The sequence below is a fragment of the Streptomyces sp. NPDC020379 genome (assembly GCF_044387105.1).
Lineage (GTDB): Bacteria > Actinomycetota > Actinomycetes > Streptomycetales > Streptomycetaceae > Streptomyces.
Genome location: NZ_JBIRVR010000001.1, coordinates 255,016 through 265,358, shown reverse-complemented (window position 1 = coordinate 265,358; position 10,343 = coordinate 255,016). Strand labels below are relative to the sequence as shown.

General features: G+C 73.4%; 8 protein-coding genes. 7 read left to right on the top strand and 1 reads right to left on the bottom strand.

The genetic code is table 11. The annotated features are described in order from the left end of the window. Window positions 1–77 precede the first annotated feature (77 nt). The gene (locus ACH427_RS01230) at window positions 78–638 is read right to left on the bottom strand and encodes a beta-class carbonic anhydrase (protein WP_398867248.1); all 561 of its coding nucleotides are present in this window, start codon (window positions 636–638) and stop codon (window positions 78–80) included. A gap of 427 nt (window positions 639–1,065) precedes the next feature. Between ACH427_RS01230 and rsmH the strand changes: the two genes are divergently transcribed. From rsmH to murD, 7 genes are all read left to right on the top strand, one after another. Next, window positions 1,066–2,025 (top strand): 16S rRNA (cytosine(1402)-N(4))-methyltransferase RsmH, encoded by a 960-nt coding sequence (gene rsmH, locus ACH427_RS01225; protein ID WP_398867247.1) that lies wholly within the window; start codon window positions 1,066–1,068, stop codon window positions 2,023–2,025. After that, a complete protein-coding gene (locus ACH427_RS01220) occupies window positions 2,022–2,612 on the top strand; it encodes a septum formation initiator family protein (RefSeq protein ID WP_398867246.1) in 591 nt (196 codons plus the stop codon). The genes rsmH and ACH427_RS01220 overlap by 4 nt, the downstream gene beginning before the upstream one ends. A gap of 78 nt (window positions 2,613–2,690) precedes the next feature. After that, complete coding sequence (locus ACH427_RS01215) at window positions 2,691–4,625, top strand: peptidoglycan D,D-transpeptidase FtsI family protein (protein ID WP_398867245.1); 1,935 nt, start codon at window positions 2,691–2,693, stop codon at window positions 4,623–4,625. 13 nt (window positions 4,626–4,638) lie between these two features. Then, complete coding sequence (locus ACH427_RS01210) at window positions 4,639–6,339, top strand: UDP-N-acetylmuramoyl-L-alanyl-D-glutamate--2,6-diaminopimelate ligase (RefSeq protein ID WP_398867244.1); 1,701 nt, start codon at window positions 4,639–4,641, stop codon at window positions 6,337–6,339. A gap of 65 nt (window positions 6,340–6,404) precedes the next feature. Then, window positions 6,405–7,826, top strand: a complete 1,422-nt coding sequence (gene murF, locus ACH427_RS01205) for a UDP-N-acetylmuramoyl-tripeptide--D-alanyl-D-alanine ligase (protein ID WP_398867243.1) — start codon at window positions 6,405–6,407, stop codon at window positions 7,824–7,826. Next, window positions 7,826–8,890, top strand: a complete 1,065-nt coding sequence (gene mraY / locus ACH427_RS01200) for a phospho-N-acetylmuramoyl-pentapeptide-transferase (RefSeq protein ID WP_361527074.1) — start codon at window positions 7,826–7,828, stop codon at window positions 8,888–8,890. Before murF ends, mraY begins: the two co-directional genes overlap by 1 nt. Further along, on the top strand, window positions 8,887–10,332 hold the full coding sequence (murD, locus tag ACH427_RS01195; protein ID WP_398867242.1) for a UDP-N-acetylmuramoyl-L-alanine--D-glutamate ligase: 1,446 nt from the start codon (window positions 8,887–8,889) through the stop codon (window positions 10,330–10,332). The genes mraY and murD overlap by 4 nt, the downstream gene beginning before the upstream one ends. The last annotated feature ends 11 nt before the right edge of the window (window positions 10,333–10,343 follow it).

The following is a 10,343-nucleotide window of genomic DNA, read 5'->3' as shown; positions in this document are numbered from 1 at the left end:
CGCCCGTGGTGCGGAGGCGGCTTCCATGTAGGCATTCTGGCCGTCCCGGCGGCGATCCGTCACCGCCTGTGGATAACTCAGTGCCGTGGGTCGATCTCCCGCAGCAGACCCGTCGTCACGTCGAAGACGAAGCCCCGCACGTCGTCGGTGTGCGGCAGGAACGGCGAGGTCCGCACGCGCTGCATGGACTGGCGGACGTCCTGGTCCAGGTCCTTGAACGCCTCGACCGCCCACGCCGGGCGCTGGCCGACCTCGGCCTCGATCTCGTGCCGGAAGTCCTCGGTGAGGGACAGCAGGCCGCAGCCGGTGTGGTGGATCAGCACCACCGAGCGGGTGCCGAGCGCGCGCTGGCTGATCGTCAGTGACCGGATGATGTCGTCCGTGACGACGCCGCCGGCGTTGCGGATGGTGTGGCAGTCGCCGAGCTCCAGGCCGAGCGCGGCGTGCAGGTCGATACGGGCGTCCATGCAGGCGACGACCGCGACCTTGAGGACCGGGCGGGCGTCCATCCCGGGGTCGGTGAAGGCGGAGGCGTACTCGGCGTTGGCCTGAACGAGACGGTCGGTGACGGTGCCCGGTTCGTGGGCACGGGCGCCGGCGGAGCTCCGGGGCGTCGGCTGGGACGCGGATATCGACATGGGAACGACGGTAGTCGGCCAATGGCCCGCAGGCCCGTCCCGCTTTGGTAAAAAGGCCGCTGACATGCCCTTCTGTGAGGTAACCCACAAGGTCACCGGCGGTGCCGCCATACGGGTGAGAGGGGTGACGGCCATGATCGGCAGGCCCCTTCGCGACACCCGCGGACCACCGCCGGGACGCGCTGGCCGGTTGATTGACCAGGGGGACGAGTGGACTAAAGTGGCGCGAAGTGGGAGGCCCGACGCTCCCCTTGGAACCGAATACCCGCAACGGCGCGACGCGAACGTACCTCTCGGCCTCCTCCCGCTCCCCGGTCGTCCGGCGCCACTTCCCCGGTGCCGGATCCGGCCGCTTCCCCTTGGGGCGGGTGGGGACCCGGCGGTACGTACGCCCGTGCCCGGGCCCGCCGAATTCTCAGAAGGGCGCATGAGCAGCAACGCGCGACACGTCCCCGTCATGCTCCAGCGCTGCCTGGACATGCTCGCTCCCGCCCTCACCGAACCCGGTGCCGTCGTCGTCGACTGCACCCTCGGGGCCGGCGGGCACAGCGAGGCGCTGCTCGCGCGGTTCCCCGAGGCCCGCCTCGTCGCCCTCGACCGCGACCCCACCGCCCTCGCCCTCGCCGGCGAGCGGCTGGCCCCCTACGGCGACCGCGCCACCCTCGTCCGCGCCGTCTACCACGAGCTGCCCGACGTGCTGAAGCGGCTCGGCATCCCGAAGGTCCAGGGCGTCCTCTTCGACCTCGGTGTCTCCTCCATGCAGCTCGACGAGGCCGACCGCGGCTTCGCCTACGCGCAGGACGCGCCGCTGGACATGCGCATGGACCAGACGGCGGGCATCAGCGCCGCCGAGGTCCTCAACACCTACGCGCCCGGTGAACTGGTGCGCATCCTGCGCGCGTACGGCGAGGAGAAGCAGGCCAAGCGGATCGTCTCGGCCATCGTCCGGGAGCGGGAGAAGGAGCCGTTCAGCAACAGCGCCCGGCTCGTCGAGCTGATCCGCGACTCGCTGCCGCAGGCCGCCAAGCGCACCGGCGGCAACCCCGCCAAGCGCACCTTCCAGGCCCTGCGGATCGAGGTCAACGCCGAGCTGGCCAGCGTCGAGGAGGCCATCCCGGCCGCCGTCGCGGCCCTCGCGGTCGGCGGGCGCATCGCCGTGCTGTCCTACCAGTCGCTGGAGGACCGGATCGTCAAGCAGGTCTTCGCGGCCGGCGCCGCCACCACCGCGCCCCCCGGGCTGCCCGTCGTGCCCGAGCGCTACCAGCCCCGTCTGAAGCTGCTCACCCGCGGCGCGGAGCTGCCGACGGAGGAGGAAGTGGCCGAGAACCGGCGCGCCGCCCCCGCCCGGCTGCGGGGCGCCGAACGCATCCGGGAGGACGCGCCGTGACGCCCGCCGCCCGCAGCCGGGGCACCCGGCTCGGCCGGCTGCGGGCAGCGGGCCCGGCCGGGGCGAAGCGCACCCCGTTCGTCTTCCTCGTGGTGGTGCTGCTCGGCTCCGGGCTGATCTCGCTGCTGGTGCTCAACTCCGCGCTCAACCAGGGCTCCTTCGAGCTCACCAAGCTCCAGCGCAAGACCACCGAGCTCACCGACGAGCAGCAGGCGCTCCAGCAGGAGGTCGACCGGCTCGCCGCCCCCGACGCCCTGGAGCGCCGCGCCCGCAAGCTCGGCATGATCCCCGGCGGTTCCCCCGCCTTCCTCAGCCCGGACGGCACCGTCCGCGGCTCGCCGGCCCCGGCCGGCCAGGAGGACCCCGCGAACCTCACCACCCAGCTGGCCCCCGGACCCCGCCCCGCGCCCGCTCCCGCACCGGTCGCGGCCACCGGCCCCAAGCCCGGCACCGGCGTCCCGTCCGCGCCCGCTCCGGCCCCCGGGCCGGGCACGCCCCCGCACGCCCCGTACCTCCCCGGCGCCGGGCCCCTGCCCGCGCCTCCCGCCCCCACGGCAGAGAAGACCGCTCCGACCACCGGCAGGTGACGCTGTGCCGCTTACTCCCGGGGGCCTGCCCCCGCGCATCCCGCAGCCGGCGCGGGCCCGAGCCGTGGCCGGTGCGTCATGACCGCCCCCAAGAACCCCAGACCGCCCCGGCAGTCCGGTGCCGCCCGCCGGAGCGTGCCCGGCCCCGCGCGGCCCGCCGCCCGGCCGCCCCGCCCCCGCGCCGGTACGCAGTCGCTGCGGCTCGGCAGCCCGCGCCCCCGGCTGCGGCTGGTCGGCTTCGGACTCACCCTCGTCCTGCTCGCCTTCACCGTGCGGCTCCTCCAGGTGCAGGCCGTCGACGCGAGCGCGTACGCGGCCCGCGCCAACGTCAATCGCTACGTCCCCGTCACCCTGGCCGCCGAGCGCGGCGCCATCACCGACCGCACCGGGGTGGACCTGGCCACCACCGTCGACGCGTACGACGTCACCGCCGCGCCCGACCTGCTCACCCCCGAGCGGATCAAGGCCGACGGCGCCGCCCGGAAGGCCGCCGGACTGCTCGCCCCGGTCCTCGACGAGCGCCCCGCGGTCCTGGAGCAAAAGCTCACCGCCAACCCCCGCTCGAAGTACGTCGTCCTCGCCCGCCAGCAGAGCCCCCAGGTCTGGAACCGGATCAAGGAGCTGAAGAAGACCTCCGCGCAGCAGGCGGCGAAGAAGAAGGGCGCCGACGTCCTCGCGGGCATCAACCGTGAACCCCACAGCAAGCGGGTCTATCCCAACGGCACCCTCGCCGCCGGGATACTGGGCTTCGTCAACGCCGGGGGCCGGGGCGGCGGCGGCATCGAGGCCCAGCTGGACAAGGAGCTCGCGGGCCGCGACGGCAAGCTCGTCTACGCCCAGTCGGGCGGCCACCAGGTGCCCACCGGCGACGTCAAGGAACAGCCCGCCGTGCCCGGCTCCGACATCGAGCTGACCATCGACCGGGACATCCAGTGGGCGGCGCAGAACGCCATCACCCAGCAGGTGCAGGAGTCGCAGGCGGACCGCGGCTACGTCGTCGTCCAGGACACCCGCACCGGCGAGATCCTGGCGATGGCCAACGCCCCCGGCTACGACCCCAACGACCTCGCCCACGCCGACCGCGCCGCCCTCGGCAACGCCGCCCTCCAGGACGCCTACGAACCGGGCAGCGTCAGCAAGGTGATGACCATGGCGGCCGTCCTGGAGGAGGGCAAGGCCACCCCGGACACCCGGGTGGAGGTGCCCAACCGGCTGCTGCGCGCCGACCGGTCCTTCGCCGACGACATCGACCACGCCACCTGGCACCTCACGCTCAACGGCGTGCTCGCCAAGTCCAGCAACATCGGCACGATCCTCGCCTCCGAGCGGCTCGGCACCACCCAGGCGCAGGCCAACGAGGTGCTCGACTCCTACCTGCGGAAGTTCGGCATCGGGGCGCCCACGGGGCTCGGCTTCCCCGGCGAGACCCCGGGCATCCTGGCGAAGCCCGGCAAGTGGAGCGAGTCCCAGCAGTACACGATCCCGTTCGGCCAGGGCCTGTCCCTGAACGCCGTCCAGGCCGCCTCCGTCTACTCCACGATCGCGGACGGCGGGCAGCGCGTGCAGCCCACCCTCGTCCGCGGCACCAAGGGCCCCGACGGCCGCTTCACCCCCGCCCCGGCGCCGGACCGGACCCGCGTCGTCAGCGCGAAGACCGCCCGGGAGCTGACCACGATGCTGGAGTCCGTCGTCGACGACCGGGAGGGCACCGGCACCAAGGCGAAGATCCCCGGCTACCGGGTCGCGGGCAAGACCGGCACGTCCAACCGGGTGGATCCGCGGACCGGCCGCTACCGCGGCTACACCGCGTCCTTCGCCGGCTTCGCCCCCGCCGACCAGCCCCGGATCACCGTCTACTGCGCCATCCAGAACCCCACCAAGGGGAGTTACTTCGGCGGTCAGATCTGCGGTCCCGTCTACAAGCAGGTGATGGAGTTCGCGCTCAAGACCCTCCAGGTACCGCCGTCCGGCACCGAGCCCCCGCGGCTGCCGGTGAGCTACGACGGCCAGTGACCCGGAGCCCGGCGTGACGACGATCACCACGGATCACGGGAACCGCGGCGCGGTACGCCCCTCGCTTCGCGACGGGGCGGGTGCGCCCGGTACGCTCACCGCCGTGCCCCACGCTGATCAGTCCCACACCAGCCCCCAGGACGCCCCCGCCGTACAGCCCGTACAGCCGGGAGCGCCCCGCCCGACCCAGGTCCGCCCCGTGCCCCTCGCGGAGCTGGCCGGTCAGCTGGGCATTCCCGCTCCCGAGGCGCCCGGCGCGGCCGTCACCGGCATCACCCACGACTCGCGGGCCGTGCGCCAGGGCGATGTCTACGCCGCCCTGCCCGGCTCCCGCTTCCACGGCGCGGACTTCGCCGCCCAGGCCGCCGGCCTCGGCGCGGCGGCCGTGCTGACCGACCCGGCGGGCGCCGAGCGCGCCGCCGCCACCGGCCTGCCCGTCCTCACCGTCGACGACCCGCGCGGCCGGATGGGTGAGCTCGCGGCGACGATCTACGGACAGCCGGGCCACGACCTGCTCCAGATCGGCATCACCGGCACCTCCGGCAAGACCACCACCGCCTACCTCATCGAAGGCGGCCTCAAGGCCCTCGGCGGCCTCACCGGCCTCATCGGCACGGTGGAGTCCCGCATCGGTGACGAGCGCATCAAGTCCGAGCGCACCACGCCCGAGGCCACCGACCTCCAGGCGCTCTTCGCGGTGATGCGCGAGCGCGGCGTCCGCTCGGTCGCCATGGAGGTCTCCAGCCACGCCCTGGTGCTCGGCCGGGTCGACGGCTGCGTCTTCGACGTCGCGGTCTTCAACAACCTCAGCCCGGAGCACATGGAGTTCCACTCCGGCATGGAGGACTACTTCCAGGCCAAGGCGGAGCTCTTCACCAAGGCCCGCAGCCGCGCCGGCGTCGTCAACCTCGACGACGAGTACGGCCGCCGCCTCGCCGAGGGCGCCTCCGAGGTGCCCGTGGTCACCTTCTCCGCCGAGGGTCACCCCGACGCCGACTGGCGCGCCGCGGACGTCGAGATCGGCCCCTTCGACTCGGCCTTCACCATCCTCGGGCCGAACGGCGAGACCGTACGGGCCCGGTCCCCGCTGGCCGGCCCGTTCAACGTCGCCAACGCCCTCGCCGCCGTCACCGCCCTCGTCGCCGCCGGGGTCGACCCGCAGGCCGCCGCCGACGGCGTCGCCGCCGTGCCCGGCGTCCCCGGCCGCCTGGAGCGCGTCGACGCGGGCCAGCCCTATCTGGCCGTCGTCGACTACGCGCACAAGACGGACGCCGTCGAATCGGTTCTCCGCGCCCTGCGCAAGGTCGGCACCGGCCGCATCCACGCCGTGCTCGGCTGCGGCGGCGACCGCGACACCACCAAGCGCGCCCCCATGGGCGCCGCACTGGCCCGGCTCGCCGACACCGCCGTACTGACCTCGGACAACCCCCGCTCCGAGGATCCCCTCGCGATCCTCGCCACCATGCTCGCGGGCGCCGCCGAGGTGCCTGCCCACGAGCGCGGCACGGTCCTCCTCGCGGAGGAGCGCGCCGACGCCATCGCCGCCGCGGTCGCCCGCGCCGAACCCGGCGACACCGTCGTCGTCCTGGGCAAGGGTCACGAACAGGGCCAGGACATCGCCGGAGTCGTCCGGCCCTTCGACGACCGCCTGGTGCTGCGCGAGGCCATCGAGCGCCGCGACGCGGCCCCCACGCACCGGAACGACCAGGGATGACAGACCGCCATGCGCGCACAACCCTCCCCCCGGCAGCACTCCCGAACGGACGGAGGTAATTCCCAGTGATCGCTCTGTCCCTCGCCGAGATCGCCGCCATTGTCGGCGGGCAGCAGCACGACATACCGGACCCGGGCCGCACGGCCGACGGTCCGGTCGTGATCGACTCCCGTGAGGTACGCCCCGGCAGCCTCTTCGCCGCCCTGCCCGGCGACAACGTCGACGGCCACGACTACGCCGAGCGCGCGGTCGCCGCGGGCGCGGCGGCCGTCCTGGCCGCCCGCCCCGTCGGCGTCCCCGCCATCGTCGTCGACGACGTGGTGGCCGCCCTGGGCACGCTCGCGCGCGCCGTCGTGGAGCGGCTCGACGCCACCGTCGTCGCCCTCACCGGCTCCGCGGGCAAGACCAGCACCAAGGACCTCATCGCGCAGCTCCTGGAGCGCCTCGGCCCCACCGTCGGCCCGCCCGGCAACTTCAACAACGAGATCGGCCTGCCCCTCACCGCGCTGCGCGCGGACGAGGACACCCGCCACCTCGTGCTGGAGATGGGCGCCCGCGGCATCGGCCACATCCGCTACCTCGCCGGGCTCACCCCGCCGCGCATCGGCCTCGTCCTCAACGTCGGCACCGCCCACATCGGCGAGTTCGGCGGCCGGGAGCAGATCGCCCAGGCCAAGGGCGAGCTGGTCGAGGTGCTGCCGCCGGCCGCGGAGGGCGGCGTCGCCGTGCTCAACGCCGACGACCCGCTGGTGCGCGCCATGAGCAGCCGCACCAAGGCCCGCGTCGTCCTCTTCGGCGAGGCCGCCGACGCCGACGTGCGCGCCGAGGACGTCCGCCTCACAGCGACCGGACAGCCGGCCTTCACGCTTCACACACCCACCGGGTGCGGGGACGTGACCATGCGGCTGTACGGTGAGCACCACGTGTCGAACGCGCTCGCCGCCGCCGCCGTCGCCCATGAGCTGGGCATGCCCGCACACCGGATCGCCACCGTGCTTTCCGAGGCCGGCCAGCTCTCCCGCTGGCGGATGGAGGTCACCGAGCGTGCGGACGGCGTGACGATCGTCAACGACGCCTACAACGCGAACCCCGAATCCATGCGAGCCGCGCTGCGCGCGCTGGCCGCCATGGGACAGGCCGCCACGGCGAAGGGGGGCCGCACGTGGGCCGTGCTCGGTCAGATGGCCGAGCTCGGTGACGACGCGCTCGCCGAGCACGACGCGGTCGGACGGCTCGCCGTCCGGCTCAACGTCAGCAAGCTCGTGGCAGTCGGGGGCAGGGAAGCGGCCTGGCTGCGGATGGGCGCCTATAACGAGGGTTCGTGGGGTGAGGAGTCGGTGCACGTGTCCGACGCGCAGGCGGCGGTCGACCTGTTGCGCAGCGAGCTGCGACCGGGTGACGTCGTGCTGTTGAAGGCGTCCAGGTCGGCGGGGCTGGAGCGGGTCGCCGCGGCGCTGCTCGCCGGCGAGGGCGAGGGTGCCCGCTGATGAACCAGATCCTCTTCGCGGGTGTCATCGGTCTCTTCCTGACCCTGGTCGGCACCCCGCTGCTGATCAAGTTCCTGGCGCGCAAGGGCTACGGCCAGTTCATCCGTGACGACGGCCCGCGCGGCCACGCCGGGAAGAAGGGCACGCCCACCATGGGTGGCATCGCCTTCATCCTGGCCACGCTCATCGCGTACGCCGTCACCAAGGTCATCACCAGCAAGGAGCCGACCACGTCGGGCCTGCTGGTGCTGTTCCTGACGGCGGGCATGGGCCTCGTCGGCTTCCTCGACGACTACATCAAGATCGTCAAGCAGCGGAGCCTGGGCCTGCGCGCCAAGGCGAAGATGGCCGGCCAGCTGATCGTCGGCATCGCCTTCGCCGTACTGGCGCTCCAGTTCGCGGACACCCGCGGGCAGACCCCGGCCTCCACCCGGCTCTCCTTCACCCAGGACTTCGGCTGGTCCATCGGCCCGGTCATCTTCGTGGTGTGGGCGCTGTTCATGATCCTCGCGATGTCGAACGGCGTGAACCTCACCGACGGCCTCGACGGCCTCGCCACCGGCGCCTCGGTGATGGTCTTCGGCGCGTACGTCTTCATCGGCACCTGGCAGCACGGCCAGTGGTGCGGCAACTCGGTGACCGCCGACGCGGCCTGTTACGAGGTGCGCGACCCGCTCGACCTGGCCGTCGTCGCCTCGGCCCTGATGGGCTCCTGCTTCGGCTTCCTGTGGTGGAACACCTCGCCGGCCAAGATCTTCATGGGGGACACCGGCTCGCTCGCCCTCGGCGGCGCGCTCGCGGGTCTCGCGATCTGCTCCCGCACCGAGCTGCTGCTGGCGCTCCTGGGCGGTCTGTTCGTCCTCATCACGATGTCCGTGGTCATCCAGGTCGGCTCCTTCCGGATGACCGGGAAGCGCGTCTTCCGTATGGCCCCGCTCCAGCACCACTTCGAACTCAAGGGGTGGAGCGAAGTCCTTGTGGTGGTCAGGTTCTGGATCATCCAGGGCCTGTGCGTCGCCGTCGGACTCGGAATCTTCTACGCCGGATGGTTGGCCATCAAGTGACTCCCGCCCCGAACAGCACGGACTGGACCGGCAAGCACATCACCGTCGCCGGCCTCGGCGTGAGCGGCGTCAGCGCCGCCCGCGCCCTGGCCGGCCTCGGCGCCCGGGTGACCGTCGTGGACGGCGGCGACAGCGAGGCGCTGCGCGAGCGCGCCGCCGAGCTGGAGGCACGGGGCATCACCGTCCGTCTCGCGGACGCCGCCACCCTGCCCGAGGGCACCGCGCTGGTCGTCACCTCGCCCGGCTGGAAGCCCGACAGCCCGCTCTTCGCGGCCGCGGCCGCGGCGGGCGTCGACGTGGTCGGCGACGTCGAGATCGCCTGGCGGCTGCGCGGCGAGGACGCCGCGCCGTGGCTCGCGGTCACCGGCACCAACGGCAAGACCACGACCGTCCAGATGCTCGCCTCCATCCTGGAGGCCGCCGGCCTGCGCACCGCCGCCGTGGGCAACATCGGCACCCCGATCATCGACGTGGTGCTCTCGGAGGAGCCCTACGACGTCCTCGCCGTCGAGCTCTCCAGCTACCAGCTGCACTGGGCGCCCTCGGTGCGCGCCCACTCCGCGGCCGTCCTCAACCTCGCGCCCGACCACCTCGACTGGCACGGCTCCATGCAGGCGTACGCCGCCGACAAGGGCCGCGTCTACGAGGGCAACCGGATCGCCTGCGTCTACAACGTGGCCGACCCCCGCACCGAGCAGCTGGTTCTCGAGGCGGACGTCGAGGAGGGCTGCCGCGCCATCGGCTTCACCCTCGGCCCGCCCGGGCTTTCCATGCTCGGCGTCGTCGACGGCATCCTCGTCGACCGGGCCTTCGTCGCGGACCGGCAGAAGAACGCCCAGGAGCTCGCCGAGGTCTCCGACATCAAGCCGGCGGCCCCGCACAACATCGCCAACGCCCTCGCGGCCGCCGCCCTCGCCCGCGCCTTCGGCGTCGAGCCCGCGGCCGTACGGGACGGGCTGCGCGCCTTCCGCCCGGACGCCCACCGCATCGCCCACGTCGCCGACGTCGACGGCGTCGCCTACGTGGACGACTCCAAGGCCACCAACACCCACGCCGCCCAGGCGTCCCTGGCGGCCTACGGCTCGATCGTGTGGATCGCGGGCGGCCTCGCCAAGGGCGCCACCTTCGACGACCTCGTCGCGGGGGCCGCCGAGCGGCTGCGCGGCGTCGTCCTCATCGGCGCCGACCGGGCCCTGATCGCGCAAGCGCTGGCGCGACACGCCCCGGATGTCCCGGTGGTCGACCTCGACCGGACCGACACTGGGGCGATGGCCGCGGCGGTCCAGGAGGCCGCGCGGCTCGCCGGCCCGGGGGACACCGTACTCATGGCCCCGGCCTGCGCCTCGATGGATATGTTCGTCAACTACAACAAGCGCGGCGAGGCATTCGCCGAGGCGGTCCGGGCCCTGGGCCCGGAGCCGGGCCGCGGCACGGAGCAGTAGCCGCACGGTCC

Bases quoted from the DNA above. Each gene is read 5' to 3' on its own strand.
- ACH427_RS01230 (WP_398867248.1), bottom strand. From the start codon at position 638: ATGTCGATATCCGCGTCCCAGCCGACGCCCCGGAGCTCCGCCGGCGCC.
- rsmH (WP_398867247.1), top strand. From the start codon at position 1,066: ATGAGCAGCAACGCGCGACACGTCCCCGTCATGCTCCAGCGCTGCCTG.
- ACH427_RS01215 (WP_398867245.1), top strand. From the start codon at position 2,691: ATGACCGCCCCCAAGAACCCCAGACCGCCCCGGCAGTCCGGTGCCGCC.
- mraY (WP_361527074.1), top strand. From the start codon at position 7,826: ATGAACCAGATCCTCTTCGCGGGTGTCATCGGTCTCTTCCTGACCCTG.